We start from the raw sequence: 26,806 nt of genomic DNA, 5'->3' as shown, positions 1-26,806 counted from the left end.
ACACTCATGCATGCCCCGCAGGGCGCACGGCGTCTCACGCATCACCCGCTTAGGGCCTGCCCGCGGATCATGCCGGAATCGCGGGGCCTGACACCGTTCACCTGCGCCGATCAGTCACGCCCCGTGGAGCCGACCTGATCCGCCGGACGGGCCCTGACGCCGCCCCAGCGTGCTCTCCCGCTCCACCAGCCGGTGCGGGGCGGTGAGTTCACGCCCGGCCGGCTCGCCGTTCCCCGACAGGCTGCGCAGCAGCGAGGCCACCGCCATGCGGGCGATGGCCTGCTTGTCCGGTGAGACGGTGGTCAGGGACACGGCCCCGAACCGGCCCTCGGCGATGTCGTCGAAGCCCACCACGGCCACGTCCTGGGGCACCCGCAGCCCCCGTTCGTGCAGGGTCCGCATCGCACCGATGGCTATCAGGTCGTTGAACGCGAACACCGCGTCCGGGCGCAGGCCCGAGTCCAGCAGTCGGGCCATGCCCCGCGCCCCGTCGGCGCGGTCCCACCCGCCGACGGGCACGACCAGGCTGTCGGGCGCGGGCACCCCGGCCGCCGTCAACTCCTGGCGCCAGCCCAGGAGTCGTAGATGAGCCGGACGGTTCGCCGAGTCCGTGCCCGCTCCCAGATAGGCGATGCGGGTGCGGCCCCGGCCGAGCAGATGCCGTACGGCCTCGCGGGCCGCGGCCACGTTGTCGATGGCGATGTGGTCGTGGGGCGCGTCGTACTCCCGCTCGCCGAGCAGCACCAGGGGCACGTCGTCGGAGCGCCCCTGAAGATCCGCGGCCTCCAGCTCGATCGGGCTGAGGACGAGCCCGTCGATCACCCGGGTCCGGAAGCCCTGGCTGACCAGTACCTCCTTGTCCCGTCGGCCGCCCGTGCGGTCGAGCAGGACCGTGTACTCGTGCTCCGCGGCGGCGTCGATGACGGCGCCGGCCAACTCGGCGAAGTAGGGGTTGCCCAGCTCGGGAACGGCCAGAGCGATGATGCCCGTACGCCCCTTGCGCAGATGGCGCGCGGTGGGGTTCGGGCGGTAGCCCAGTTCGTCGATCGCGGCCTGCACCCGGGCCCGCATCGCCGGGGCGACGTGGGGATGGTTGTTCACGACGTTGGACACGGTCTTGATCGAGACGCCGGCGCGCTGGGCCACGTCCTTCAGGCTTACCGGCAAGAGGCCTCCTCGGCAGAGTGACGGCTCCGACGGCGGAGCGTTTGTCATGAACCTGGACAGGGATCGGCGGGCGTGCTGTCATGCCAACTGCTGTGCTTGCAACGTTGTACAGACTGAAGCGGTGAGCCGCCACCACCCTTCCTCGGTCAAGGAGGATTCGTGCGCATCAGACCGTTCAGAGACCGCCTCGCACTGCTGTTGGCAGCCGTGCTGGGCATGGCCGGACTGGCCGCGGCACCGGCCGCCACGGCGGCCGACGACCCCGTCGACGTCCACGGCCTCAAGGGCGAGTACTACACGCACTCGGCGCCCGGCACGTTCGACTTCCACGAGCTCAAGGCCACCGGATTCGACCCCCGACTCGACTTCGACTCCCTGGAGTCCCGACTCCGCGCCGCCACCGGCCGCTCGGACGACGTCAGCGTCCGCTGGACCGGCCGTATCGTGCCGGAGAAGACCGGCCCCACCACCTTCTCGATCATCGGCGACAACGGCTTCCGGCTCTGGATCGACGACCGGCCGGTCATCGACCACTGGGTCGACGACTGGGACCGCGAACAGACCAGCGAGCCGGTCGAGTTGACGGCTGGCCGCGCCTACGACATCAAGGTCGAGTACTTCGAGCACTACGGAGGCTCCAACCTCCATCTGCGCTGGACCCCGCCGGGCGGCACCAAGACGGCCGTCCCGCAGTCGGCGTTCCTCCTGCCCGAGGGCTACGACTACGACGGCGCCATCGCCACGACCGTCCTTCAGGACGGCCGTACCCTCCGCCTCGACTTCGCCCAGGAACTGGCCCCGCCGCCCGCCTCACTCACCGAGCACCTGGACGCCGTGATCGGCGGCACCACCTGGCCCCTGGGCGAGGCGCGCGTCGACCCCGCCACCCCCAGGTCCCTGCTCGTGGCGCTCGACGAGCCCGTGGTCGGCAACAAGACCGGCACCGCCCCGGGCCTCGCGGACGTCCGTTACGACGGCGAGGGCGGCCTCACCGGCAGGGACGGCAACGTTGTCAACGCCTTCTGGAGCAGCGGCCCCAACCACTCCACCCACCAGCTGCGCACCAAGTGGGCCGACGACGTCACCCCGGACAACGCCCACCGCGAGTACCCCCGTCCCCAGCTCACCCGCGACAGCTGGCGGAACCTGAACGGCACCTGGCAGTTCGCCGCCGCAGGGGCGGGGGAGCAGCCGCCGTTCGGCCGGAACCTCGACGAAGAGATCCTCGTCCCCTACCCCGTCGAGTCCCAGCTCTCGGGCGTCGAACGGCACGAGGACCGCATGTGGTACCGTCGTACCTTCACCGTCCCGTCCGACTGGCGGATCGGTACCGCCAAACGGCTCCAGCTGAACTTCGGCGCCGTCGACTGGCGGGCCGAGGTCTACGTCAACGGCACCGAGGTCGCCGCGCACGAGGGCGGCTACGACAAGTTCTCCGCCGACATCACCGACGCCCTGCGGCCCGGCCGCACCCAGGAACTGATCGTCGGCGTCTACGACCCGACGGATGCGGCGAACGGCGAGAACCCGCCCGTGGGCAAGCAGCGCCTCGACCCGAGCGGCATCTGGTACACACCGTCGTCCGGCATCTGGCAGACGGTGTGGCTGGAACCGGTCGCAGCCGACCACGTCGAAGGGCTCAGGCTGACCCCCGACGCCGACGCCGGCACGCTGACCGTCGCACCGCAGGGCGTCCGCGACGGCCTCCCGGTCACCGCGACCGCGTACGACGGGAACCGCCGGGTCGCCACCGCCCGCGGCCGCAGCGGCGAGCCGCTCACCCTGAGCATCCCCCGTCCACGCCTGTGGTCGCCCGACGATCCGTTCCTGTACGACCTGAAGGTGAGCGTCGGCGGCGACCGCGTCGGCAGCTACTTCGGGATGCGCTCCATCGCGGTGGAGAAGGTGAACGGCGTCCCGCGCACGGTCCTGAACGGCGAGCCGGTCTTCCTGATGGCCACCCTGGACCAGGGCTTCTGGCCCGACGGTCTGCACACCGCGCCGACCGACGAGGCCCTGGCGTACGACCTGAAGATGCACAAGAAGATGGGCTTCAACTCGGTGCGCAAGCACATCAAGGTCGAACCCGACCGCTGGTTCTACTGGGCCGACCGGCTCGGCCTGCTGGTGTGGCAGGACATGCCGGCCATGACCGCGGGCGTGAACCCGAGTGCCGCGGCCCGCGCGCAGTACGAGCGCGAGATGAAGCAGATGATCGACGAGCACATCAGCAGCCCCTCGGTCGTCATGTGGGTCACCTTCAACGAGGGCTGGGGTCAGTACGACGTCGGCCGCATCGCCGAGCAGGCGGGGGCCTGGGACCCGACCCGCCTGGTCAACAACCAGTCCGGCCTCAACCTCGGCGCCGACGGCAACGCCGGCGACATCATGGACGAGCACGGCTACCCGAGCCCGGCCCTGCCGCCACGTCCCGACGGGCAACGCGCCCTGGTCAGCGGCGAGTACGGCGGACTCGGCCTCGCCGTGCCGGGCCACGCCTGGTCGGTGCAGCAGTCGTACGTCGACGTCGACCCCGCCACCTACACCGACGACTACCTCGACAAGCTCGACGAGGTGCGCGCCCTGGTGTGCCGGGGAAGCAACGGCGCCGTCTACACCCAGATCTCGGACGTCGAGGGCGAGCTCAACGGCCTGCTGACGTACGACCGCAGGGTGATCAAACCGGATGTGCAACGCCTCGCGGCGGCCCACGAGGCTTTGATCGACGACGCGTCGCGGCCGACCCCCGCCGGGTGCGCCTGACGCCCGGTCGATCCCGGCCCCGTGCCCTGTATGGCCGTATGGTCCGCCCGCCCTGGTGACGGGCGGACCGTGGCCGGGCGTGCGAGAGGGTCCCGCCGGATCACCCGCGGGACCCTCGGACCGTGGTGCGGATCAGGCCGTGTGCAGGGTCAGCCCATAGCGGTTGAGGATCTCGTTGACCGGCTGGAACCAGGTCTCACCGCCGCCGGAGCAGTTGCCCCAGCCTCCCGAGGTGACTCCTTGTGCCTGGTCACCGCTGATGAAGGAGCCGCCGGAGTCGCCGGGTTCGGCGCAGACGCTGGTCTTCGTCATCTGATGCACCGCGCCCTGGCTGTAGTTGACGGTCTCGTTCCTGGCCAGCACGGTGCCGCAGTGCCAGTGCGTCGTGGAGCCGGACCGGCAGATCGAGGTGCCGACGGGCGCCTCGGCCGAGCCGCGCACCAGCCGGTCCGGGACCGTACCCCAGCCGAGGACCACCGGGACGGTCCACCAGCCGCTGCCGACGCTGACCCACGCGTAGTCGTTGCCCGGGAACGAGGAACCCTGGAAGGTGCCGATGTGTGTGCCGTCCCAGCCGCGCACGGCGGCGCCGCCCCCGCCGCAGTGTCCGGCGGTGACGAACCCGCCGTGGACCGAGAAGCCGATGGAGCAGCGGACGTTGCCGGTGTAGTAGGGGTCGCCGCCGACCGTTCCCGCCGCGAAGGTCCGCGGGGCGGCCGGCACCGTCTCCACGGTCACCGGCCCGGCAGCGCGGGCACGGGCGACGAAGCGCCGGACATCGTTGTCGGGGCGCTCGGCCTCGATGACGTTCACCACGACCGCGTTGGCCGCCGGGTCGACGTGCCAGCTGCTCACGCCCGACGGGGCGGACAGCCGGTCGATGCGTGCCTTGGTGGCGTCGAGCTGCCGCGCGCTGTGCTCGACGGTGCGGACGGTCGCGCCGGTGGACCGGACGGCCCGCAGGGTCGCGGCGGAGGCGTCCGACGTGACAGCCACGGTCAACCGCTCGCTGTCCGCGTCGAACCACGAGCCGCCGTACGCGGCGCCGGCCGCCCGGCGCGCCGTCGGTGCGACGTCCCTGGCGGTGCGCTCCGCCGCCAGCCGTGCCTCCGCCTGATCTCTCGACAGGCCGAGGTCGCGCTGCATGGCGTGCAGAAGTCCGGCGGAGGCCGGCGGCGCGTCGTCGGCGGCGGTGTCGTGCGCCGCGGCCGGCAGAGTACCGGCGGCGGACCAGCTGCCGAGCATGAGGACGGCGGCCACGCCGGCGTGCAGGAGTCTGATGCGTCTCACGGAAGATGCCCTTCGTCGTTCCAGCAAGGTGGGGGTGGAACAACCGCAACTGAGAGCGCTCTCATGGAGGTTGGGCCGAGCGTAGCTCCGTATGCCTATCAGGTCCATGCCAATGCGCGGATTGCGCCGTGTCCCGGTCGGCTATCGGTCCTGCGAGAGTTCCAGGAGTTCGGCGAAGGTGCCGCCGGCGTGCACGAGGTTGTCGTACCTGCCCTGTTCCGTGATGCGGCCCTCCTCCATGACCACGATGTGGTCGGCGATCTTCGTGTTCTCCAGGCGGTGGGTGACGACGATGGTGATGCGGTCGCCGGCGATGGCCTTGATCTGCTCGAAGATCTGGTGCTCGCCGCGCGGATCCATCTGGGAGGTGGGCTCGTCGAGGATCAGCAGGGCGGGACGCCGGTACAGCGCCCGCGAGCAGGCGATGCGCTGCCACTGCCCGCCCGACAGCTCCGCACCGCCGAAGACCTCACGGGCGAGGAGGGTGTCGAGACCGGCGGGCAGTTCCTCGACCGGCCGGCGCATGCCGACGGCGTCGATCGCCTCCCACACCGGCCCGTCGTCCCGGGTCCGGGGCTGGCCGAGGGTGACGTTCTCCCGCACCCGCAGCGGCCACTGCGCGAAGATCTGCGGCACAAGTCCGGTCTGCTGCCAGACAGTTGCCGGGTCGGTCCCGGCGAGGTCCAGGCCGTTCCAGGTCACCCGGCCCTTGTCGGCGAGGTAGATCCCGGTGATCAGGCGGGTGAGCGTCGACTTGCCGGAGCCGTTGGCGCCGACGACCGCGAGGATCTCGCCCCGCCGCAGGGTGAGTGACACACCGTCGACGGCGGGCCGGTCCTTGCCCGGGTACTGGTAGACGACCTCCTCCAGCCGGATCTCGTCCACCGGCGCCACGACCGACAACGCGCCCCGTTCGGGCGCTCGCGCCGAGGCATCGTCCAGGAACGCCTGCATGTCGCTCAGATAGAGGCTCGTGTGGAACAGGGCGGCACCGTTGATGATCACCTGGGAGAGGCCGGCGAGGGTCGTCTGCACGGCCACGACGGCCGTCGCGGCGAGCGCGAGCGCGATCCTCCCCGTCGTCGCCAGCCAGGCCAGTGCTCCCCAGGTCGCGACGAGGAACACGCCGGCGACCAGGGAGGAGGCCAGGGCGATGCGCAGCGTGCGCGGGGCGGCGGCCAGTGTGCGCCGGTCGCAGCGCTCGGACAGGGACCGGTACCAGAAGATGAGGTAGTCGGTCATCGAGTTCGCGCGGACCTCGTCACCGTACTTGGGGGTCGTGGACCACCAGCGCATCATGCCTCTGACGTTGCGGTCGGCGATGTTGGCGTAGTGGATCTCGTAGTCCACGCGCGCGGTGAGGACCGCGCCGACACCGGCCGGCAGCACGGCGAGGAGAAGCAGGGGCAGCAGCAACGGGTTGAGCACCGACAGCGCTCCGGCCGCGGTGACCATCCGGATGAGGGCCGACAGGAACCGCTGTGCGTCCGTGACCATCACATGGGTGCGGATCACTCCCATCTCCGCGGCTTCCTGCCGGTCGGAGAAACCGTCGACGGCGTAGGCCGACGCCTCGACGCGGCAGACCGCCTCCACGAGGGCGGTGTCCGCCTGGGTGGTGAGCCGGGGAGTGATCCGCCGCTCGGCGTAGGCCGCCACGACGCCCGCGACCCGGGCGACACCGGCGGCGATGCCGACGACCACCAGAGCCGGCAGGGCCTGCCGGAGGCGGTCGGTGACCGTGTCCGCGCCGAGCAGCGGTCCCATCGCCCGGGCCGTCGCCGCCAGCAGGACCGCGGCGGCGGCACCGGTGACCACCGGGCAGGCCAACAGGAGCAGGACGGCCCGCCGTTCGATGCGCCAGGCCATGCCGATGATGCGGCCCAGGACCTTGGGGATCTGCGCGCTCAGCCTGCGGAAGGAGGCTTCGCCGAGCGGGTTCACGGAGTACTCGCCCGAGTACCTGATCTCGGCGGGCGGTGGGGGAGGGAGGGCTTGTGTCCGCCGCTCCTCCCGGGCATCTGCTGAGGCCAACTCGGTTCCTCCGGTTCGGTCTTGAAGTACGTGCCGACGGCGACATCCGGGTCAACGACGTGAGCCGCGTCATCGAACACACGTATTTCGGACGGACCGGAATCCGCAGGGCGGAGCGAGTGGAGGCTTGTGCAGGGGCCATCGACCGTTGGGTCGTCAGGGTCCGCAGGGACCCGGGATTGGCCGAAACGCCGAGGTGGAGGCGCAGGGGGCGGGTGGGACATCAAGAGAGCTTGTTGACCGCCCTGACGGTCGTGGCCCTGAAGTCGTCGACCTGGGCGTGCTCGAAGGTGCCCATCTGCGCCCACTTGACGACGGTCACGGTCCTGCCGTCCCGGCCGACCGAGAACAACCCGATGTCGGAGGACCCCCAGGCGGAGGCGGTGTGGATGCCGTAGACGTGGGCACCTTCCTCGACGTTCAGCCGGCCGTAGTACTTCCTGGTCGCGGTGATGTCCGGGTACTGCTGCATCAGCTTCTTCGCGCAGTCGGCGAGGTCCTTGCGGAGCAGGGCGGCGAACGCCTTGGCGCGCCGTGCGTCCCGCTCAACGACCGTCACCTGAAGGGCGTTGGTGTCGTACTCGGTCCAGTACGTGCGGTGGGTGGCGATCGACGGCAGGGCCGCTCCCACACAGATCGGCAGCGGGTCCGGCTGCCCGGCGGTGACGGGCCCGGCGTACCAGGGCGACGTCGGGTGCGGCGGCAGCTCGCCCGGCTTGAGGAACCGGGGTGTGTCGGAGGCCGACGTGCCGGCGGACGCCGCCGGGGCGGCGGTCAGGGCGACGGCCGCCCCGGTTGCCATGGCGGCCAGGGTGAGTCGGGTGCTTCGAGTGCGGACGTTCATGATTGCCTCCACATCGTTCGCTCACTACGCCTGGTACGACTCGCCGAGGGTTCTGTTCGTTGCCCTCTGCGCCTGCTACAGATCTGTCCCGAATGTCACTGAACGGCAACTTTGATCTGTTCCGCGCCGTTGTTCGACCGGGGAACGAGCGTGAGATCTTGGAACGCCGCTTGCCCGTTCGTGAGGGCGCAGGGAGCGCTGTGACAGTGACGCCGACCGGGGCGCGTGGAGGGACCTGTGATGTCGACGCCGATGCAGCGGTTGCACCGCAAGCAGGCCTGGGCGGCCAGGGGAGCCCTGGCTGCGGCGGCCGCCGCGGTTCTGCTGCCACTCGTCCGTGGCGGCCCGGGCGGTCTGCTGCTGCTCGTCGTCGGGCTCGCGGGCCTCGCCCTCACCGTCGCCGCACTGTGGTGGGTACTGTCCCGCCGCGGAGCCGTCCGTGCCGGCGCCGCCCTGCTGGCCCTCGCCACACCCATCGGCCTCGTCGTGCTCTTTCTGCGGGAGAATCTGCTCTGGGTGATCGCCCTCTCCGCGCTGCTCTGGGCCGCGGCAGTCTGGTGCGGCCGGTACGCGCTGCGCAGCACAGGGCTGCGGCAAGGGCGGATCAAGGAGTACCGGACACCGCCCCCGAAGCGTCCCTTCCTGCTGCTCAACCCGCGCTCCGGCGGCGGCAAGGTGGAGAAGTTCGCCCTGCGCGACAAGGCCGAAAGGCTCGGTGCGCGGGTCGTCCTGCTGGACCCGGAACGGCATCAGGACGTCGCCGCCCTCGCGAGGACCGCCGTGGCGGACGGAGCCGACCTCCTGGGCGTCGCCGGTGGTGACGGAACGCAGGCCCAGGTCGCGGCGGTGGCCGCGGAGCACGGACTGCCGTTCCTCGTGATATCGGCCGGCACCCGCAACCATTTCGCGATGGACCTCGGCCTGGACCGCGAAGACCCGGCCGCCTGCCTCGACGCCCTCACCGACGGTGTCGAACTCCGTGTGGACCTGTGCTTCGCCGACGACCGCCCGTTCGTCAACAACGCCTCGTTCGGGGTGTACGGCGCGGTCGTGCAGAGCCCCGGCTACCGCGACGACAAGGTCGGTACCGCGCTGGAGCTGCTGCCCGACCTGCTCACCCGTCAGCGCGGTCCACGTCTGACCGCCCACGCCGACGGCACCACGTTCACCGATCCGCAGGCCGTCCTGGTGAGCAACAATCCCTACCGCATCGACGACCCCCTTGGCTTCGGCCGGCGCCAGCGACTGAACTCCGGACGGCTCGGCGTCCTCGCCGTGAAGGTGGACAGCGCCGTGGAGGCGGCCGAACTGCTGCTGGACCCCCAGGGGGTCGGGGCGCTGACGGCTCGCGAGGTGGTCATCGACGCCGACGAGCCGCAGCTGGACGTGGGCCTCGACGGCGAGGCCGTCACCCTGCGCACCCCCGTCCGCTGCCGCATCGAACGCCGCGTCCTGCGCGTCCGGGTCCCCCGTGAACGGCCGGGCGTCCCCGACCTGCCGCCCCGACTGGACTGGCGCCGACTGCGCAAACTCGCCGCCGCGGTGGGCCGTACGGCCGTCCCTGCGCGCTCCGCTCACAGGCGCCGGCCGCCGGGGGGCGAGGAGCCCGGACGCTGAGAGGGCTGTACGGGGGCTCACTCGTGTGACTAATGTGCCCGCTGATGTTCACTGTTGATATACCCCTGATTCATGTAGGACGAGGAACGGCGGCCCGGGGTTGCCTCGGGAGGTCCGGTGAGTGACGCCGTACGCTCGGCGGAACGCGCGGTCGTCAGGCCGCAGAGGGTCGTGTCCGGCACGGCCGAGGGGCCGGCCAAGCAGCGCGACGCGTTCTTCGACAACGCCAAGTACCTCGCGATCGTGCTGGTGGCGATCGGCCATGCGTGGGAGCCGCTGCGCAGTGAGAGCCGAACCGTCACCGCGTTCTACATGATCGTCTACTGCTTCCACATGCCGGCGTTCATCGTCATCTCCGGCTACTTCTCGCGCGGCTTCGAGGCGACCCCGGGGCGGATCAAGCGCCTGCTGACCGGTGTCGCCGTGCCCTACGTCGTCTTCGAGGTGGCGTACACCCTCTTCACGCGGTGGGCCGACAACGAACCGGACCGGGCGTTCAGCCTGCTCGACCCCCTGTACCTGACGTGGTTCCTCGCGGCGCTGTTCGTCTGGCGGCTGACCACCCCGATATGGAAGGTCGTACGGTGGCCGCTGCCGATCGCGCTCGGCATCGCGATGCTCGCCACCCTCACGCCGTCCATCGGCAAGGACCTCGACCTGCAACGCATGCTGCAGTTCCTGCCCTACTTCGTGCTCGGCCTGTGCCTGAAGCCGGAGCACTTCCAACTGGTCCGCCGCCGCGAGGTGCGCCTGCTGGCCGTGCCCGTCTTCGCCTCGGCTCTCGTCGTGGCGTACTGGGCGGTCCCGCGGATGAACTACGCCTGGTTCTTCCACCGCACCAGCGCCGAGCAGCTCGGCGCACCCGGCTGGTACGGGCCGCTCATGACGCTGGCCCTCTTCGGCTGCTCGCTGATCCTTGTCGCCTGCTTCCTCGCCTGGGTGCCGGGGCGTGCCATGTGGTTCACCGCGCTCGGCGCGGGCACGCTGTACGGCTATCTGCTGCACGGCTTCGGCATGCAGACCGTGAACCACTTCCACGTGTACGACAACGGCTGGCTCCACCGGCCGCTCGGCGAGATCACCGTGACCGTCGTCGCCGCCGTCGTCGTGACGCTGCTGTGCACCCCACCCGTGCGGCGGATCTTCCGGTTCGTGATGGAGCCGAAGATGGAGTGGGCCTTCCGGCGGACCACGCCTGCGGCAGGTGTTGCTGCACGCCCGCCGGCATGATCGGAGGCGCCCCACGGGGCATGGCCGCGCGTGGTGTCATGCCTCGATGGGGTGTCGCTATCATCCCTTAATGGGAAAAATGCCGCTTTGTCTCAGGGGGCTTCTGTCCTCGCCGGAGTGATCAATGTCCCGCACGGCCCCGACGGACGACGGCGACGAGCTGCTGGCCAGACTCGGATCGCTGACCGCCCAGGCGCGCATGCAGGCGGAGCTGCAGCGCTCCAGGGTCGAGCTGGCCGTCGCCCTGCAGCGGGACATGCTTCCCAGGGATCTGCCGGTCGCCCGGGGATTCCACCTGGCCGTCGAGTATGCGCCGGCGTGCTACGGCCTCAATGTGGGAGGCGACTGGTACGACGCCTTCACGCTGCCCGACGGCCGCATCGGGCTGTCCGTCGGCGACGTTCAGGGCCACAACATCGAGGCGGCGGCCTTCATGGGCCAGGTCCGGGTCGGACTGCGCGCGCTCGCCTCCGTGACGAGCGAGCCGGGCGAACTCCTCGCCCGAACCAATGACCTCATTCTGTCCCTCGGCGGCGACCTGTTCGCCACCTGCACCTTCATGCGGCTCGACCCGTCCACCGGAGTGCTGGAGAGCGCCCGGGCCGGACACATCCCCTGCGTCTGGGCCACGGCCGACGGAAAGTCCGGCGTCTCCGAGGACGAGGGAGGACCGCCCCTCGGTATCCAGGAGGGCATGGAGTACCCGGTGACTCGGTACCGGCTCACCACGGGCGGGGTGTTCGTCCTGCTCACGGACGGTGTCGTGGAGGGGCCGACGCTGAGCGTCGAGGCCGGGCTCGACCAGGTGGTACGGCTCGCGGGGATCGCCGCCGTCGCGGGCATGGGGGCGGGCTCGCTCGCCGCCGCCGTGATCAAGGGCGTCGAACAGGTGGGGCACGACGACGACGCCGCCGTACTGGTCGTCGGCCACGACGGGCTCGGCGTTCAGCCATAGGGCCTTCAGGCCACGCCCCTCACCTCGCCGACGGGGCGGCGCCGGTGTCTCATGGCTGCTGTGGTGGGTACCGAGGATCTACGCTGGCCGGTCGTCTTCGCCCTGCAGACGCTGGCAGTCGCCGGCGGCTACTACGCGGCGGGGTGGCTGGGCCTGCTGCGCCATCTCGTCGTCGAGGGCGCGGTGGTCACACCCATCTGGCCGCCCACCGGCGTGGCCGTGGCCTGCCTGCTGGTCCTGGGGATGCGCTGCTGGCCCGGCATCGCCCTCGGCGCCCTCCTCGTCATGATGACCCTCACCACCTTCCGGCCCGCTGCGGTCGGCATCCTCGCGGGCAACACCGCCGCCCCCGTCTGCGGGTATCTCATGCTGCGCAAGGTGGGCTTCCGCACGGATCTCGGCCGATTACGAGACGGTCTCGCGCTGGTGTTCCTGTGCGCTCTGACCGCCATGGTGATCAGCGCGACCGTGGGCGCCGGACTCCTCGTGCTCACGGGGCGGCTCGCCGCGCCCGAATTCTGGCCGGTCTGGATGGCCTGGTGGGTCGGGGACGCGATGGGCGTTCTGATCGTCACCCCGGTCCTGCTCCTGCTGCACGGGCTGCGTCGGCCACTGCACGTGACCCGGTGGAAGGAGGCCCTGGGCCTGGCCGTCATCGCCTGCGGTGTCGTGCCGGTGGCCACCCACAGTTCCGTCAGCCTGCTCTTCCTCGTCTACCCGCTGCTGATCTGGGCGGTACTGCGCTTCCAGCTCGCGGGCAGCATGCTGTGCGCCCTGTTCACCTCGATCATGGCGACCGTCGCGGCGACGGACCGGGCCGGACCGTTCGCAGGGCTGACCCGTGTCGAAGTGATGACCAAGCTCCAGGCCTTCAACGGGGCGATGGCCCTCACCGCCCTGCTCCTGTCGGCCGTGATCACCGAGCAGCGCAACACCAGGCGGTCGGTGGAACGAGCGTGCCAGGAGCTGGTCGAGGTCCTGGAGCATCTCACCGCAGGGGAGTCCCCGTCCGGTCGGCCGGCCAGGGGCGACGGCCGGCGCGGACAGCCGGGAGCGCAGTGAGGGACGCCCGGCTTGTACGCAAGCGCGACCCCCGAATTGTGTGGTGGCGGCACCGGCTGCATGGCCCGCGCAGCGAACGTCTATCATATGAGCGCCGCCTAGCTCGAAAGATGTGCTTGTGACTGTCAACGAAGACTCGTTCACCAACTGGAAGTGCCGCGAGGAGATCGCGGAGTCGATGATCCCGGTCATCGGGAAGCTGCACCGGGAACGGGACGTCACCGTCCTGCTGCACAGCCGCTCCTTGGTGAACAAATCGGTCGTCAGCATCCTGAAGACCCATCGTTTCGCCCGGCAGATCGCCGGTGAGGAGCTCTCGGTCACCGAGACGATGCCTTTCCTGCAGGCGCTGACCGCCCTCGATCTCGGCCCTTCCCAGATCGACATCGGCATGCTCGCCGCGACGTACCGGACCGACGACCGCGGTCTGTCGGTGCAGGAGTTCACCGCCGAGGCCGTGGCCGGCGCCACGGGCGCCAACAAGATCGAGCGCCGGGAGCCGCGCGACGTCGTCCTCTACGGCTTCGGTCGTATCGGGCGTCTCCTCGCGCGTCTGCTCATCGAGAAGGCCGGCTCCGGGAACGGACTGCGGCTGCGGGCCATCGTCGTCCGCAACAGCGGCAGCCAGGACATCGTCAAGCGCGCCTCCCTGCTGCGCCGTGACTCCATCCACGGTCAGTTCCAGGGCACGATCACCGTCGACGAGGCGAACAGCAGGATCATCGCCAACGGCAACGAGATCCAGGTCGTCTACTCCGACGACCCGACGACGGTGGACTACACGGCGTACGGCATCAAGGACGCCATCCTCATCGACAACACCGGCAAGTGGCGCGACCGCGAAGGCCTGTCGAAGCACCTTCGCCCCGGCATCGAGAAGGTCGTCCTGACCGCGCCGGGCAAGGGCGACGTCCCGAACATCGTCCACGGCGTCAACCACGACACCATCAAGCCGGACGAGCAGATCCTGTCCTGCGCGTCCTGCACCACCAACGCGATCGTGCCGCCGCTGAAGGCGATGGCGGACGAGTACGGCGTCCTGCGCGGCCACGTGGAGACCGTCCATTCCTTCACCAACGACCAGAATCTGCTGGACAATTACCACAAGTCCGACCGGCGCGGCCGTTCGGCGCCGCTGAACATGGTCATCACCGAAACCGGCGCCGCCTCCGCCGTCGCCAAGGCGCTGCCCGACCTCAAGGCGAAGATCACCGGCAGCTCGATCCGCGTCCCGGTGCCCGATGTCTCGATCGCGATCCTCAACCTGCAACTCGCCCGCGAGACAACCCGCCAGGAGGTCCTCGACCACCTCCGCGATGTGTCACTGACCTCGCCGCTCAAGCGCCAGATCGACTTCATCAGCGCCCCCGACGCGGTCTCCAGCGACTTCATCGGCTCACGCCACGCCTCGATCGTCGACGCCGGCGCGCTCAAGGTGGAGGGTGACAACGCCATCCTCTACCTCTGGTACGACAACGAGTTCGGCTACTCCTGCCAGGTCATCCGCGTCGTCCAGCACGTGTCCGGAGTGGAGTACCCCACCTACCCGGCTCCGCTGCACTGATCTCGGCGCCTGCTGCGTCCCTGGCGAACACCGTGGGAGGTTCGCCAGGGACGACGTCGTTGCACGCCCTGTTGCCGCCGCGCACACGTGAATTCACGATGCGGTTGAACATGTCGGCGCTCGGCTGCGTATGTCACCGGAAGGCTTCCATGACCAGGTCGGCCATCAGTCGTAGGAGTACTCCGTGGGACGCAAGACGCGCAGACGCCCCAAAGGTGCAAGACGGGCGACATTCGCAGCTGTCGCTCTGATGTTGGGCGGTGGGGGACTGGTGGTGGCGAATGTCTACGCCTCCGCCACCGACGGCGGTTCGGGGGGTGCGAACAGCACGCTCGCGAACGAAGCCGGGGCCGGGACGGCCACCACCATCGACTGCCCGGACGTGGGCGAGAAGCTGACCGAGGTTCCGGACGACGCGCGAGCGGACGTGGACAAGGAACTCGCCCTGCTGGACCAGCAGGTGACGGAGGCCTACCAGCAGCTCCAGGAGTCGGCGGGCGCCGCGCAGGACGGCGGCTTCGACGCCGACGCGATCATGACGCCGCTGCAGGAGCAGCGGAGCGGGACGATCGAGCGCATCGCCGCCGCCATCGACCGGACGGGCGAGCGTCCGCAGGGTCTGGAAGACCTCGCGGCCTGCACGCTGCGACCCACGGGCGACCAGGGCGGTGACGGCGCCGACACCGGTCAGGGCGAGAACGGCGGGTCCCAGGACGGCGAGAACCAGCCGGACGAAGGCCAGACCGGCAACGGCGGTCAGGCCGGCAACGGGCCCGTCGCCGCGGACTACGCGGACATCACCACCGTGCAGCCGAACGTCCAGAAACCGCCCCAGCAGAAGAGCGCGTCCCGCGGCACCTTCACCACCAGCTGCGGCGTCAACGAACAGGGCCTGTTCAACTCCGACAACGTGATCGTCGCCCCCGGCGTCACCAACGGAGCCCACCACTTCCACGACTACATCGGCAACCAGGCCAACGACGCCTTCGCCAGCGACCAGGACCTCGCGAACGCCGAGACGAGCTGCGAGAACCCCGGCGACAAGTCGTCGTACTACTGGCCGGTGCTGCGCCTTCAGAACGGGACCGTGGAGCAGGACGCCGAGGCCCCCGGCGGCGGAATCGAGGGCAATGCCGGTGAGATCGTCACGCCCGCACAGGTCACGCTGACGTTCGTGGGCAGCCCGGCCGGCGAGGTGACGGCCATGCCGCGACTGCTGCGCATCATCACCGGTGACGCCAAGGCGTTCGTCAACGGAACCGCCAACGCCAACGCCTCCTGGAGCTGCACCGGTTTCGAGGACCGGCAGCTCAAGGACAAGTACCCGCTGTGCCCGTCCGGCAGTGACGTGGTGCGCACCTTCAAGTTCCAGAGCTGCTGGGACGGCCGGAACATCGACAGCGCCAACCACCGCACCCACGTGGCCTTCGCCGACGCCGCCGGTCAGTGCCCGGCCGGATTCCAGTCGATACCCCAGCTGGTGCAGCGCATCGTGTACGACGTCGACGCGCCGAGCCTGAACGACGGAGGCCGGACGACCCCGCTGTTCGCCGTGGACTCCTTCCCGGAGCAACTGCACAAGCCGGTCACGGACCACGGTGACTTCATCAACGTCTTCGACGAAGACCTGATGGGCGAGATGGTCGACTGCATCAACGGCGGCCGGCAGTGCGATTCGGGCGATGTGGGCCCCGGCTCCGGGGCCGACCCCGACGAGGGAGCGGGGGAGCAGCCCACGGCGACTCCGGAGGAACCCCAGGACGGCAACCCCGGGGAACAGCCCGATGAGGGCAATGGCGAGGAGCAGCCGGGCGACGACGGTGCGGACAAGCCCGGCGACAACGGCGGGGAGCAACCCGGCGACGACGGCGCGGACCAGCCCGGCGACAAGGGCGACGAGCCGTCTGCCGAGCCCTCGAACGGCGCGGGCGGCGCAGACCCGACGCCGGCCGCTCCTGCGGAAACCGCCCCCGCCAGTGGCGCACCCAACGTCTACGCCTCGCCCTCGGCCACCTCACGACCGTCCGACACCGGCGCGCAGGACGACTCGGACGCTGCCGCCGCCGAAGTGCCGCAGGAGGAGGAATCAGGCCGCGGCCCTTCAGCCTCCGGGCAGACCGAGCCGCAGGCAGTCCAGGGCGGACTCGCCGACACCGGTGCGCGCCTGTGGCCCGCTGCGGCCGGCGCCGTCCTTCTGATCGCCGGATTCGTCCTGCTGCGTCGCACCGCGCGCCGCTCCTTGTGACGGCCCCCCGACCGTCGGCCGCCCCCTGGGCGGGCGGCCGACGGTCGGGGGAGGGGCGTGCGCCCCGGCCGTTGAGACCCTCGCCGACCCGCTACTGACCGGCGTGCGGCTCGGCGACGACACGGAACGTCGCCTCCCCGACGGCAAGAACTCCGTCGGTCAGCGGTGTGGACCGCACACCGCCCTTACCGCGCAGGGCGCGCTGCGCGCCCGGGCCGATGGTGACGTCCATCCACGCGCAGGGCCGGGCCGGACGGTTCAGGGCGAACGTCACGGGGCCCCCACCGCAGTCGAGAGTGATCGTCGAGCCGACCAGGGAGTCGACGTCGACGCCTCGCAGCAGGATGTTCCGGCGTGTCTGCAGAAGACCGATGGACGGGTTGATGTCGAAGGGGAGGTTCTCGACGGCCATGATGGTCACCGCCGCGTCGCGATGGACCCGCTGCCCGAAGTAGCGGTCGCCGACCAGACCGAGGCCGGCGCGCACCTCAGCTCGGTGCCGCAACTCGTCTGCGGACCCGGCCGACGGCCCGTCCGCGGGACGCCCCGCGAAACGGTGCGCGGGCGACACCAGCAGCTGCACCACCTCGACCTTGGTCATGAGGGCCAGCCTAAGCCGCCCGTCCGGGTGGCGGCTCACCACCGCCGAGACGGGCTGTCGCGCTGTCGATCAGCATGTCGAGCGCCGCAGGGTAGGCACTGACGTTCATCTCGGCGACAAGATGGCCGGCGGCTGCGGCGATCCGAGGGTGGGTGGACTCGGGCAGCCTGGCATAGGTGGCCTGCCACACCGCCTCGTCGGCCTCCCGGGCCGCTGCCGGCAGCGCGAGCGCCGCCGCGTCGAGCGCCGCGAAGGCCAGGGTCTGGTCGATGAAGCAATGGTAGATCCGCACCGCTTCGGCGACCGGGAAACCGGCACGGTGCAGCACATCGAGCACGGCCTCGTCGGCCGCGATCTCGTGGGCGCGTCCCGAGACCCGGCTGGCGGTGAGCACCGCCGCCTGTGGATGGGCGAGGTACGAGCGGTGGATGCGCAGTCCCAGCGTGCGCAGGTCGGTCTGCCAGTCCCCGGTCACCGTCCAGCCGTCGAAAGCGCGTCCGATGAGCTCGTCGCCGACAGCGAGGACAAGGTCGTCCATGCCGCGGAAGTACCGGTACAGGGTGCTGGGGTCGGCGCCGAGGGCCAGCCCGAGGCGACGCGCCGTGAGTCCCTGGCTGCCGTGCTCGCGCAGCATCCGCAGCGCGGTGAGCACGATGTGGCGCTCGGAGAGCACGGCGCCCTGCTTGGTGGGCCGTCTGCGCCGTCGTTCGCTCTCCGCCACGACCCGCTTGGGCATCGCGCATTCCTCCATGGCCGGGGTGTGGTCGGGGCGTTGCCGGGGACCTTATGCCAACGCCATTGACCAAGACAACGCCCGTGGCGTTCGATCGGCGGCGACAGGGCGAACGCGTGGTTCACCCTCTTTCACGGTGAAAGGACCTGCTATGCGCATCCTCTTGGTCGGTGCGGGCGGAGTGGGCACGGCCATCACCCGCATCGCGGCCCGCCGGGACTTCTTCGAGCGGATGGTCGTCGCCGACCACGACCTCGCGCGCGCCGAGGCAGCCGTGGCCACAGCGGCCGCCGACGGCGACCAGCGCTTCACCGCCACCCGCGTCGACGCCTCCGACGAGGAGGCGGTGGCCCGGCTCCTGGCGGCCGAGCGGTGCGACGTCCTGCTGAATGCGACCGACCCCCGGTTCGTGATGCCGCTGTTCCGCGCCGCGCACACGGCCCACGCGCACTACCTGGACATGGCGATGTCCCTGTCCCGGCCGCATCCGGACCTGCCGTACGAGCAGACCGGGACGAAGCTCGGCGACGAGCAGTTCGCCCTGGACGACCAGTGGCGTCGGACCGGGCGGCTGGCCCTTGTGGGCATGGGCGTCGAGCCGGGCCTGTCGGACGTCTTCGCCCGGTACGCGGCCGACGAACTCTTCGACACGATCGAGGAGATCGGTGTCCGTGACGGCGCGAACCTGACGGTCGACGGGCACGATTTCGCCCCGTCGTTCAGCATCTGGACGACGATCGAGGAGTGCCTGAACCCGCCCGTCGTCTATGAAGCGGACCGAGGCTGGTTCACCACCGCACCCTTCAGCGAGCCCGAGGTCTTCGACTTCCCCGAAGGCATCGGTCCGGTGGAGTGCGTGAACGTCGAGCACGAGGAGGTCCTGCTGATCCCGCGCTGGGTGAAGGCCGGCCGGGTCACGTTCAAGTACGGGCTGGGCGCGGAGTTCATCACGGCGCTCCGCGTCCTGCACCAGATCGGTCTCGACCGTACCGACCCCGTGACGGTCACCGCGAAGGACGGCACCCGGGTCGAGGTGTCCCCGCGCGACGTGGTGGCGGCCTGCCTTCCCGACCCGGCCGGGCTCGGCGACCGGATGCACGGCAAGACGTGTGCCGGCACCTGGGTCAGGGGCACCCGCGAGGGACGACCGCGCGAGATCTACCTGTACCACGTGGTGGACAACGCCTGGTCGATGCAGGAGTACGGCTGTCAGGCGGTCGTGTGGCAGACGGCCGTCAACCCCGTGGTCGCGTTGGAACTGATCGCGAACGGCAGGTGGTCGGGCGCGGGCGTGCTCGGCCCGGAGGCCTTCGCACCCCGGCCGTTCCTCGACCTCCTGACGGCGTACGGATCTCCCTGGGGTATCCGCGAGCAGCAGAGCGTGTGAGGACACCCGCGCCGGCCAACCGCCTTGAACGGCAGGTGATGCACTCGCGTCCGCGCCCCCTGACAAGGAAAGATGAGGAGGCAAGCCAAGGACCGAGCAATGTGAGGAGCGGGCGTATGCAGCACGAGCGAGCGGGTAGGCCGGCCGATCCCGAGGACCTCGTCGATGTCGCCCGGCTGGTCACCGCGTACTACGCGCTGCACCCCGACCCGGGCGAGCCGGGCCAGCGCGTCGCCTTCGGCACGTCCGGACACCGCGGTTCGTCACTGGCGAGTGCGTTCAACGAGGACCACATCGCCGCGACCAGCCAGGCCATCTGCGAGTACCGCGCCGGCCAGGGCACCGACGGCCCCCTCTTCCTGGGCGCCGACACCCATGCCCTGTCGGAGCCCGCGAGGGTCACCGCCCTGGAGGTGTTCGCCGCCAACGACGTGACGGTGCTCATCGACAGCGCGGACGGCTACACGCCCACTCCCGCCGTGTCGCATGCCATTCTCACCCACAATCGTGGCCGCACCTCGGGCCTCGCGGACGGGGTGGTGGTCACCCCCTCGCACAACCCGCCCGCCGACGGTGGCTTCAAGTACAACCCGCCGAGCGGCGGCCCGGCAGCCTCGGACGCGACCTCCTGGATCCAGGACCGGGCCAACCAGATCATCGCGGGCGGTCTCAAGGACGTGCGGCGCCTTCCGTACGCCCGGGCGCTCGCCGCACCCGGCACCGGCCGGTACGACTTCCTGGGGACCTACGTCACCGATCTCCCGAGCGTGCTGGACCTGGACGCCGTCCGCGCGGCCGGCGTGCGCATCGGCGCCGACCCGCTCGGTGGGGCGTCCGTCGCCTACTGGGGACGCATCGCCGAACAGCACCGGCTCGACCTGACCGTGGTCAATCCCCTCACCGACCCCACCTGGCGCTTCATGACGCTGGACTGGGACGGCAAGATCCGCATGGACTGCTCGTCGCCCTACGCCATGGCCTCGCTCATCGACCGGCGCGACCGCTTCCGGATCGCCACGGGCAACGACGCCGACGCCGACCGGCACGGCATCGTCACCCCGGACGCAGGCCTGATGAACCCCAACCACTATCTCGCCGCCGCCATCGCCTACCTCTACGCCCACCGTGACCAGTGGCCGGCCGGTGCGGGCATCGGCAAGACCCTGGTGTCGTCCGCGATGATCGACCGGGTCGCCGCCGATCTGGGCCGTCAACTGGTCGAGGTTCCCGTGGGGTTCAAGTGGTTCGTGGACGGGCTGGTCGACGGCTCGCTCGGGTTCGGCGGTGAGGAGTCGGCCGGCGCGTCCTTCCTGCGCCGGGACGGCTCCGTGTGGACCACCGACAAGGACGGCATCATCCTCGCGCTGCTCGCATCCGAGATCACCGCGGTCACCGACAAGACCCCGTCCGAGCACTACGCGGGGATGACCGCGCGCTTCGGCGAACCCGCGTACGCGCGCATCGACGCCCCTGCCTCCCGCGAGGAGAAGGCCCTGCTCGCCAAGCTGTCGCCCGCTCAGGTCAGCGCGGACACCCTGGCCGGCGAGGCGGTCACCGCGGTGCTCACCGAAGCTCCCGGCAACGGTGCGCCCATCGGCGGCATCAAGGTGACCACCGCCAACGCATGGTTCGCGGCCCGTCCTTCGGGAACCGAGGACGTCTACAAGGTCTACGCGGAGTCGTTCCTCGGACCCGACCACCTGCGTCAGGTGCAGGAGGAGGCCAAGTCCGTGGTCCTGGCGGCACTGGGCGGCTGACGCGGCAGTCGGGATTCGCGTCGGGGCGGGCGCCGTTGTCGCGGCGGCGCCGCCCCCTTCCTCAGGCCATCTCGATGTCGGCCGGCTCCGCGTTCCGCTCAGGTACGCGCACGGACAACGGCGGCGAAGTTGGCCGTCAGGCGCCGGGCGGCCCGAGCCGAGTCCGCCTCCGCTGTCTCCGCGCGGGCGCGCAACATCTCCAGGTCGAGCCCGGCGTCGGCCAGGGCCGCCTCGTCCCACCCCGCGAGGCGGTCCGCACCGACCTCGGGATGAAACTGCACACCCCAGGCGCGCTCACCGACCCGGAACGCCTGAACCGGGCACTGCTCGTTCTCGGCCAGATGAACTGCCCCGGGTGGCAGTGCAGTTACCTGGTCGCGGTGGTTCTGGATCGCCGGGAACCTCGGTGGCATCCCGGCCAGGAGCGGATCGTGCTCGGCCTCGGGGCGCAGCACGATCGTGCACGATCCCCGCTCGGGCCGACCGTACTCGCCCGTCACCTCGCCGCCCGTCGCCACGGCCAGCACCTGGGCGCCGAGGCAGATCCCGAGCAAGGGCACGCCATTGCTGGCGCACTGACGTGCGAGAGCCCGCTCGGCGGGCAACCAGGGTGCGTGCATGTCGGCGTCGGGCAGGAAACCGCCGCCGAGCAGCACCACAGCGTCGAAGTCGGCCGAAGTGGCCGGCACTGCCGGGCCGGACACCTCGTCGACGGTCAGCCCTTCCGCGTGCAGCCACGCCCGCAGCCGCCCGGGACCACTGCGCTCCGCGTTGCGCACCATCAGCACCCTGCGGGCGTCCCGGTCGGTGTTCGCCGCTTCACTCACGAGGCCCACACCATCAAGAGCCGGTGCCGGGACGCAAACCTGCCGGTGGTGGTCAGATCTCGGCGGCGGCCCGGGAACCGGCCGAGGCCATGCCCAGCCAGGTGTGCGGGTTTCCCTCCCAGCACCAGCCGAGTTTCGGCGCCTTCTGGCTGATCCAGATCGCCGGGACCCTGCGGTCGCCGCATCGTGAACCACCGAGGGAGAAGCACTTGTTCTTGACCAGTACCTGCGGGAAGTGGGTGACGAGAGCGATGCCCTCCTCGATGGTGAGCAGCGTGCGACCCCGCTCGGCGATGACCTTCATCGCGTCGTTGGGTACGGCGCCGCAGAACTCCTCGCCGCGTTCGACGTCGAACAGCAGATAGGCGTCCGGGTGCGGAAGTCCGGCCTCCTCGGTGGCGACGAACCGCTCCAGGGAGCCGGGCTCGAAGGAGCGGTCGACGAAGCCGGGCGTGCGCCCGCGGTGCAGCGTCGTGCGCAGCATCGTGTCCTCGATCGGCGCCACGTTCCGGGTGACGACGAGCACGAAGGGCACGCGGCCGCTCTCCGGTTCGTACGGGCCGACGGGAGCCGTCGCGGCGCGGGCGCGCAGCGGGGCGACCAGCGCGCCGAACTGCTCCGGGTCGAGTCCGGACAGCGCCGGATACCCGAGGGCGATGAGGTTGCGGACCTGACGGTCGAACTCGGCTTCACCGTCGAAGGCGGTGTCGGTCAAGGCGGCCCCTTTCGGAGGCGAACACGACGGAAAACTTACGACGGACGTAAACTTACGCGCGAGGCGCGCAGGGTGTCAACGTAAAAATACGACGGGGGTAAGATTCCGCCATGGGTATCGAGTCGAGCACCACGACCGCCACCTCCGCGGCGGCCATCGGCCTGCGCGAGGTCAAGAAGCGCGAGACACGGCAGCTGATCTCCGACCGGGCGACCGAGCTCTTCATCACGCAGGGCTTCGAGCAGACCACCATCGCGGAGATCGCCGACGCCGCCCGCGTCGCCAAGAAGACCGTGACGAACTACTTTCCCCGCAAGGAGGACCTGGCCTTCGACCACCAGGACGAGTTCGTGGCCGGTCTGGCACGTACCGTGGCCGCCCGCGAACCCGGCGAATCCGCCCTCGCGGCACTGCGCAGCTCGTTCCTGTCAGCGGTCAGGGCACAGGACCCGGTCGCCGGCTTCGCGGGCCCGGAGTTCACCCGCATGATCGCTCAGAGCCCCACCCTCACCACCTGCCTGCGCGGCCTGCACGACCAGCGTGAGCACGCCCTGGCCGCCGCCCTCGCCGAAGCCACCGGCGCGGACCCCGGCGACATCACCCCACGCACGGCCGCGTCCCTGCTCGGCGGCGTCCACCGCGTTCTGTTCCGCCGTATCCAGGAACTCACCCTCGCCGGGCACACCAACCCGGAGATCGCCTCCGTCCTCGAGGAGGAGGCCACGGAGGCGTTCACCCTCCTCGAACCGGCTCTGTCCGACTACGCCCGATGAACGCGCGGGGCCGCCGCCGACCGGCTCAGCCCGCCGTGTCGGAAAACCTCTCCGCGAGGTCGCGATGCCTGTCCGCGGCCGTTCTCGCCTGGGCAGGGCTGATGGCCGATCCGGGCATGAGGCCCAAACGCTCGACGTTCTCCGCGAAGCGCAGATGCTCGAGCCGTGCGTGCTCACGGCAGGCCAGGCAGGTGACGCGATCCGGACGCGGAGAGGTCATCGCATACGGCACCCGCAGCCCGCACCCCGCAGTGACATGGCTCGGCAGATCACCGGCCAGCCCGAACGTGGACGCCATCAGGTTGCGGACAGCCGCATCGCCCTGCACCACCTTCAACTCCACGTGAACGTGCGGATCGAACCCGCCCATCAGTCCTCCCCTCCCGGCGACTGAAACGACCGGCAAGTCAGTCGGCGGTGCCCGGGCGGTCGGCGTCGAGTTCGTCGACCAGACCGCGCAGCAGGGGGCCGTACTCGGGGTGGGCGAGGGCGAAGGCCATCTGGGCGACGAGATAGTCGGCCGGGTTGCCGGTGTCGTACCAACGGCCCTGGATGACCTGCCCGTACACCGCGCGGGTGGAGGCGTAGGCGTTGATGGCGTCGGTGAGGTAGACCTCGCCGGTCCGGTGCTCATACCAGCGGCGGGTCTGCTCGCGCAGCTCGTCGACGATGCCCGGGGTGATCACGTAGCCGCCGATGGCCGCGTACGGGGACGGCGCATCCTGCGGTTTCGGCTTCTCGACCAGGCCGGTGATGCGCAGTTGGCCGTCGCCGAGGTCCTCCTTGACGATGGGCACGCCGTAGCGCTGGGAGTGGGCGGGGTCCATCGGCAGGAGGGCCAGTACCGGGCAGCCGGTCTGCTCGTAGGCGCGGATCAGCTGCTGGGCGCGGGGGACCTCGGCCACGAACACGTCGTCAGGCCACAGCACAAGCACGGGCTCGTCGCCGAAGGAGCGGGCGGCGTTCAGCACCGGGGTGCCGTTGCCGTACGGACCGTACTGGTCGAGGTAGGTGATGTGGCCCTTGCGGGCCAGCTCCGCCACTTCCTCCACCGCGTCCGCGTACGCCGTCTTGCCGTCCTTGCGCAGCTGGGCGACGAGGGCGGGGTTGGGGCGGAAGTGGTCCTGGATGAGGCTCTTGCCGCCGGAGACGACGATGGTGATGTCGGTGATGCCGGAGTCCACCAGCTCGCGCACGGTGTGCTCGATGACCGGCTTGTCGCCGACCGGAAGCATCTCCTTCGGTGTCGCCTTGGTCAGGGGCAGGAGACGGGAGCCGAGCCCGGCGGCGGGGATCACGGCCCTGCGGATCGTCGGGGACATGGAATCTCCCTCGGTCGAACGGCACACCGCACCGGCCGGCACGGCATACGCCGACGCTACCAATGCCCGCCGCCGCTCTCGTTCGGGCACATGCCTGTGCTGGACTGTGCTCCATGGACGCGCGGGTGGTCGGAGTCGATGTCGGTTCGGTGTCGCTGGGCAGGTTCGCCTGGGCCGCCGTCGACGCACCGATGCCGGCACTTGTCGGACAGGGAACCGACCCGGAAGCAGCGGTCCGTGCCCTGACCGCCGCTCTCGTCTCCGGCCGGCCTGCGGCGCTGGCGCTGGAGGCACCCATGTCCGTACCGGTTCCCGACGCCGATCGGGCCGGCGCATGGCAGGCGCTGGGCCGGGCCCGCGGCGGTGAGGGGAATCGGCCCTGGTCGGCAGGGGCCGGCGCGGGGGTCCTTGCCACCGGCCTGGCCCAGGCAGCGTGGATGCTGGCGAGGCTGGCCCTCCTGGCTCCCGGCACAGCGGTGACCACCCAGCCCGACCGGTGGGCGGCCGCGCACGGTCCGCGGCTGCTCCTCGCCGAGGCGCTGGTGTCCGGCGCCGGTAAACCCGTGCCCAGTGCCGCCGGACCGCACGCGGCCGACGCGGAGGCGGCGGCCCGCGCCCTGGCCGAGCGCCTCCAGGCCTCCGCTGCCCCCGAGTCCGACGTGCGGTGCGCCCCGCACCATCCGTTCAACCTGCTTGCCTCCGCGGCGATGTGGGCGGGCTTGGACCTCGGCAGGGACGAGCTCCACTTGGACGTCCTCGTCGTCCGCGCCCGCCCCGTACCCCTCCGGCCCGACGCTTCCCGTGCGTAGGTCGGGGCGGACGGCAGCTTCAACTCGGGAGTTCTCAGCGTGCGGAAGCCGCACAAGCGCTGAATCGTGGGAAAATCGACAGCAGTCACCACGGTGTGGGTGGAAGGAAGCCGGTGGACCTGGACGCTGTCGCCGACGAGCTGTACGGGCTGCGGCCGGAGGACTTCGTCGCCGCCCGCGACGCCCGCGCGGCGGCAGCCCGGAAGGCCGGTGACCGCGCCCTGGCGGAGAAGATCGCCGGGCTGCGCCGCCCCAGCCTGTCGGCGTGGGCGAGCAATCTCCTGGTCCGTGAGCAGCCCGGCGAGGTGGAGCCGCTGCTCCAGCTCGGGGAGGGGCTGCGCCGGGCACACCAGGAGCTGGACGGTGCGCAGCTGCGCGAGCTGAGCCGTCGGCAGCGTGTTCTGATCAGCGCGCTGTCCCGGCAGGCCGGACACCTCGCCGCCGAGCACGGTCGCCCCATCGGCGAGGGCGCCCAACGGGAGATCGAAAGCACTCTGCACGCCGTTCTCGCCGACCCGAAGGCCGCCGAAGAGTGGGCGAGCGGTCGGCTGGTCAAGCCGTTGACCGCCGCCGTCGGCTTCCCCGTCGCCGACCAGGGCGCCGTACGGCGCGCGGCTGCCCTGTCGCCCGCCCCGGAGCCCCCGCCTGCTGCCCGGCGTGAGCGTGCAGGAGCGGACGAACGGCGGCGCAGCCGGCTGGTGCAGGCCCGGCAGGAAGCCGAGGCGGCGGAACGGGAGCTGCGGGCTGCCGAGAAGGACGCGGCAGCGGCCGACCACGAGGCGAACGAGGCCACGAGCCAGGCGGACCACGCCCGGCAGCGCGTGAGCGAGCTCGCCGAGGAACTGGAACGCGCCGAGGAGGAGCACCGGCAGGCCCGTGCCGCCGAGCGCCGGGCGCATGAACGGGTGCGGTTCGCCGAGCGCCGGGTCCGTGAGGCCGGACGCCGAGCCGAGGCAGCCGCCGGCCAGGTCGAACGGCTCACTCCACGGCACCGGTGACCGACGCGCCGCACGCTCCGCAAGCCGGCGGCAGCCGCGTGAGTGGCCCGGCTCACATGGCGCGGCGGAGGCGTCGCCGACACCATAGAGCCCGTCACCGGCAGGCTGAAGGG

22 protein-coding genes are annotated in these 26,806 nt (G+C 70.8%); 12 read left to right on the top strand and 10 right to left on the bottom strand.

Annotated elements, in window-relative coordinates:
* Positions 1 to 114 precede the first annotated feature (114 nt).
* Positions 115 to 1,167: a LacI family DNA-binding transcriptional regulator gene (locus tag ACFVJQ_RS26345; RefSeq protein ID WP_385517404.1), complete on the bottom strand. Its 1,053-nt coding sequence runs from the start codon at positions 1,165 to 1,167 to the stop codon at positions 115 to 117.
* Between the two features lie 216 nt (positions 1,168 to 1,383).
* On the opposite strand from ACFVJQ_RS26345, the gene ACFVJQ_RS26340 reads away from it, so the two are divergent.
* Complete coding sequence (locus tag ACFVJQ_RS26340; RefSeq protein ID WP_385787588.1) at positions 1,384 to 3,930, top strand: PA14 domain-containing protein; 2,547 nt, start codon at positions 1,384 to 1,386, stop codon at positions 3,928 to 3,930.
* A 132-nt stretch (positions 3,931 to 4,062) separates the two neighbouring features.
* On the opposite strand, the gene ACFVJQ_RS26335 is transcribed toward ACFVJQ_RS26340, so the two are convergent.
* From ACFVJQ_RS26335 to ACFVJQ_RS26325, 3 genes are all read right to left on the bottom strand, one after another.
* Positions 4,063 to 5,220: a S1 family peptidase gene (locus ACFVJQ_RS26335; protein WP_385787478.1), complete on the bottom strand. Its 1,158-nt coding sequence runs from the start codon at positions 5,218 to 5,220 to the stop codon at positions 4,063 to 4,065.
* Between the two features lie 141 nt (positions 5,221 to 5,361).
* Positions 5,362 to 7,254, bottom strand: coding sequence for an ATP-binding cassette domain-containing protein (locus ACFVJQ_RS26330; RefSeq protein WP_385787475.1), 1,893 nt, complete (start codon positions 7,252 to 7,254; stop codon positions 5,362 to 5,364).
* Positions 7,255 to 7,477: 223 nt separating this feature from the next.
* Complete coding sequence (locus ACFVJQ_RS26325) at positions 7,478 to 8,098, bottom strand: hypothetical protein (protein WP_385517401.1); 621 nt, start codon at positions 8,096 to 8,098, stop codon at positions 7,478 to 7,480.
* Positions 8,099 to 8,338: 240 nt separating this feature from the next.
* Here ACFVJQ_RS26325 and ACFVJQ_RS26320 point away from each other — a divergent pair, with 240 nt between their 5' ends.
* The 6 genes from ACFVJQ_RS26320 to ACFVJQ_RS26295 all read left to right on the top strand — a co-directional run bounded on the left by ACFVJQ_RS26320 (position 8,339) and on the right by ACFVJQ_RS26295 (position 16,771).
* On the top strand, positions 8,339 to 9,715 hold the full coding sequence (locus tag ACFVJQ_RS26320) for a diacylglycerol/lipid kinase family protein (RefSeq protein WP_385787472.1): 1,377 nt from the start codon (positions 8,339 to 8,341) through the stop codon (positions 9,713 to 9,715).
* A 171-nt stretch (positions 9,716 to 9,886) separates the two neighbouring features.
* A complete protein-coding gene (locus ACFVJQ_RS26315; protein ID WP_385517417.1) occupies positions 9,887 to 10,945 on the top strand; it encodes an acyltransferase family protein in 1,059 nt (352 codons plus the stop codon).
* A 124-nt stretch (positions 10,946 to 11,069) separates the two neighbouring features.
* The gene (locus tag ACFVJQ_RS26310) at positions 11,070 to 11,900 is read left to right on the top strand and encodes a PP2C family protein-serine/threonine phosphatase (protein ID WP_385517397.1); all 831 of its coding nucleotides are present in this window, start codon (positions 11,070 to 11,072) and stop codon (positions 11,898 to 11,900) included.
* 60 nt (positions 11,901 to 11,960) lie between these two features.
* Positions 11,961 to 12,962, top strand: coding sequence for an MASE1 domain-containing protein (locus ACFVJQ_RS26305; protein WP_385787468.1), 1,002 nt, complete (start codon positions 11,961 to 11,963; stop codon positions 12,960 to 12,962).
* A 118-nt stretch (positions 12,963 to 13,080) separates the two neighbouring features.
* Entirely contained in the window at positions 13,081 to 14,526 is a 1,446-nt protein-coding gene (locus ACFVJQ_RS26300) for a glyceraldehyde-3-phosphate dehydrogenase (protein WP_224734370.1), read from the top strand.
* 271 nt (positions 14,527 to 14,797) lie between these two features.
* Positions 14,798 to 16,771: a DUF1996 domain-containing protein gene (locus ACFVJQ_RS26295; RefSeq protein WP_385517393.1), complete on the top strand. Its 1,974-nt coding sequence runs from the start codon at positions 14,798 to 14,800 to the stop codon at positions 16,769 to 16,771.
* A 91-nt stretch (positions 16,772 to 16,862) separates the two neighbouring features.
* Here the strand turns inward: ACFVJQ_RS26295 and ACFVJQ_RS26290 are convergent, their stop codons facing one another.
* A complete protein-coding gene (locus ACFVJQ_RS26290) occupies positions 16,863 to 17,372 on the bottom strand; it encodes a molybdenum cofactor biosysynthesis protein (RefSeq protein WP_385515548.1) in 510 nt (169 codons plus the stop codon).
* Positions 17,373 to 17,382: 10 nt separating this feature from the next.
* Positions 17,383 to 18,108 carry a TetR/AcrR family transcriptional regulator gene (locus tag ACFVJQ_RS26285; RefSeq protein ID WP_385515550.1) on the bottom strand — a complete coding sequence of 242 codons (726 nt, stop codon included), beginning with the start codon at positions 18,106 to 18,108 and terminating at the stop codon, positions 17,383 to 17,385.
* Between the two features lie 148 nt (positions 18,109 to 18,256).
* On the opposite strand from ACFVJQ_RS26285, the gene ACFVJQ_RS26280 reads away from it, so the two are divergent.
* Both ACFVJQ_RS26280 and pgm read left to right on the top strand, forming a co-directional pair.
* On the top strand, positions 18,257 to 19,492 hold the full coding sequence (locus ACFVJQ_RS26280; RefSeq protein ID WP_385515551.1) for a saccharopine dehydrogenase family protein: 1,236 nt from the start codon (positions 18,257 to 18,259) through the stop codon (positions 19,490 to 19,492).
* Positions 19,493 to 19,608: 116 nt separating this feature from the next.
* Positions 19,609 to 21,249: a phosphoglucomutase (alpha-D-glucose-1,6-bisphosphate-dependent) gene (gene pgm / locus ACFVJQ_RS26275; protein ID WP_385787462.1), complete on the top strand. Its 1,641-nt coding sequence runs from the start codon at positions 19,609 to 19,611 to the stop codon at positions 21,247 to 21,249.
* A 98-nt stretch (positions 21,250 to 21,347) separates the two neighbouring features.
* On the opposite strand, the gene ACFVJQ_RS26270 is transcribed toward pgm, so the two are convergent.
* Both ACFVJQ_RS26270 and ACFVJQ_RS26265 read right to left on the bottom strand, forming a co-directional pair.
* Positions 21,348 to 22,076, bottom strand: a complete 729-nt coding sequence (locus ACFVJQ_RS26270; protein WP_385787459.1) for a type 1 glutamine amidotransferase — start codon at positions 22,074 to 22,076, stop codon at positions 21,348 to 21,350.
* A 52-nt stretch (positions 22,077 to 22,128) separates the two neighbouring features.
* Positions 22,129 to 22,791: a DUF5701 family protein gene (locus ACFVJQ_RS26265; protein WP_385787456.1), complete on the bottom strand. Its 663-nt coding sequence runs from the start codon at positions 22,789 to 22,791 to the stop codon at positions 22,129 to 22,131.
* Between the two features lie 110 nt (positions 22,792 to 22,901).
* Between ACFVJQ_RS26265 and ACFVJQ_RS26260 the strand changes: the two genes are divergently transcribed.
* A complete protein-coding gene (locus tag ACFVJQ_RS26260; protein WP_385515555.1) occupies positions 22,902 to 23,564 on the top strand; it encodes a TetR/AcrR family transcriptional regulator in 663 nt (220 codons plus the stop codon).
* Between the two features lie 25 nt (positions 23,565 to 23,589).
* Here the strand turns inward: ACFVJQ_RS26260 and ACFVJQ_RS26255 are convergent, their stop codons facing one another.
* Positions 23,590 to 23,934, bottom strand: a complete 345-nt coding sequence (locus tag ACFVJQ_RS26255) for a hypothetical protein (RefSeq protein WP_385787453.1) — start codon at positions 23,932 to 23,934, stop codon at positions 23,590 to 23,592.
* Positions 23,935 to 23,971: 37 nt separating this feature from the next.
* Positions 23,972 to 24,886, bottom strand: a complete 915-nt coding sequence (locus ACFVJQ_RS26250; protein WP_385515558.1) for a UTP--glucose-1-phosphate uridylyltransferase — start codon at positions 24,884 to 24,886, stop codon at positions 23,972 to 23,974.
* Positions 24,887 to 24,999: 113 nt separating this feature from the next.
* Here ACFVJQ_RS26250 and ACFVJQ_RS26245 point away from each other — a divergent pair, with 113 nt between their 5' ends.
* Both ACFVJQ_RS26245 and ACFVJQ_RS26240 read left to right on the top strand, forming a co-directional pair.
* On the top strand, positions 25,000 to 25,695 hold the full coding sequence (locus tag ACFVJQ_RS26245; RefSeq protein WP_385515559.1) for a hypothetical protein: 696 nt from the start codon (positions 25,000 to 25,002) through the stop codon (positions 25,693 to 25,695).
* 113 nt (positions 25,696 to 25,808) lie between these two features.
* Positions 25,809 to 26,693 carry a hypothetical protein gene (locus ACFVJQ_RS26240; RefSeq protein WP_385787449.1) on the top strand — a complete coding sequence of 295 codons (885 nt, stop codon included), beginning with the start codon at positions 25,809 to 25,811 and terminating at the stop codon, positions 26,691 to 26,693.
* Positions 26,694 to 26,806 lie beyond the last annotated feature (113 nt).

Origin of the sequence: Streptomyces sp. NPDC127197 (genome assembly GCF_042672405.1) — a bacterium.
GTDB lineage: Bacteria > Actinomycetota > Actinomycetes > Streptomycetales > Streptomycetaceae > Streptomyces > Streptomyces flavusporus.
Note: the sequence above shows the minus strand (reverse complement) of the source record. Positions and strands in the feature narration are given on the sequence as shown.

What these genes read in the sequence shown, in the direction of transcription:
- ACFVJQ_RS26245 (WP_385515559.1), top strand. Translation starts at nt 25,000, where the DNA reads ATGGACGCGCGGGTGGTCGGAGTCGATGTCGGTTCGGTGTCGCTGGGC.
- ACFVJQ_RS26285 (WP_385515550.1), bottom strand. Translation starts at nt 18,108, where the DNA reads ATGCCCAAGCGGGTCGTGGCGGAGAGCGAACGACGGCGCAGACGGCCC.
- ACFVJQ_RS26260 (WP_385515555.1), top strand. Translation starts at nt 22,902, where the DNA reads ATGGGTATCGAGTCGAGCACCACGACCGCCACCTCCGCGGCGGCCATC.
- ACFVJQ_RS26290 (WP_385515548.1), bottom strand. Translation starts at nt 17,372, where the DNA reads ATGACCAAGGTCGAGGTGGTGCAGCTGCTGGTGTCGCCCGCGCACCGT.
- pgm (WP_385787462.1), top strand. Translation starts at nt 19,609, where the DNA reads ATGCAGCACGAGCGAGCGGGTAGGCCGGCCGATCCCGAGGACCTCGTC.
- ACFVJQ_RS26255 (WP_385787453.1), bottom strand. Translation starts at nt 23,934, where the DNA reads ATGGGCGGGTTCGATCCGCACGTTCACGTGGAGTTGAAGGTGGTGCAG.
- ACFVJQ_RS26320 (WP_385787472.1), top strand. Translation starts at nt 8,339, where the DNA reads ATGTCGACGCCGATGCAGCGGTTGCACCGCAAGCAGGCCTGGGCGGCC.
- ACFVJQ_RS26250 (WP_385515558.1), bottom strand. Translation starts at nt 24,886, where the DNA reads ATGTCCCCGACGATCCGCAGGGCCGTGATCCCCGCCGCCGGGCTCGGC.
- ACFVJQ_RS26325 (WP_385517401.1), bottom strand. Translation starts at nt 8,098, where the DNA reads ATGAACGTCCGCACTCGAAGCACCCGACTCACCCTGGCCGCCATGGCA.
- ACFVJQ_RS26280 (WP_385515551.1), top strand. Translation starts at nt 18,257, where the DNA reads ATGCGCATCCTCTTGGTCGGTGCGGGCGGAGTGGGCACGGCCATCACC.
- ACFVJQ_RS26310 (WP_385517397.1), top strand. Translation starts at nt 11,070, where the DNA reads ATGTCCCGCACGGCCCCGACGGACGACGGCGACGAGCTGCTGGCCAGA.
- ACFVJQ_RS26340 (WP_385787588.1), top strand. Translation starts at nt 1,384, where the DNA reads ATGGCCGGACTGGCCGCGGCACCGGCCGCCACGGCGGCCGACGACCCC.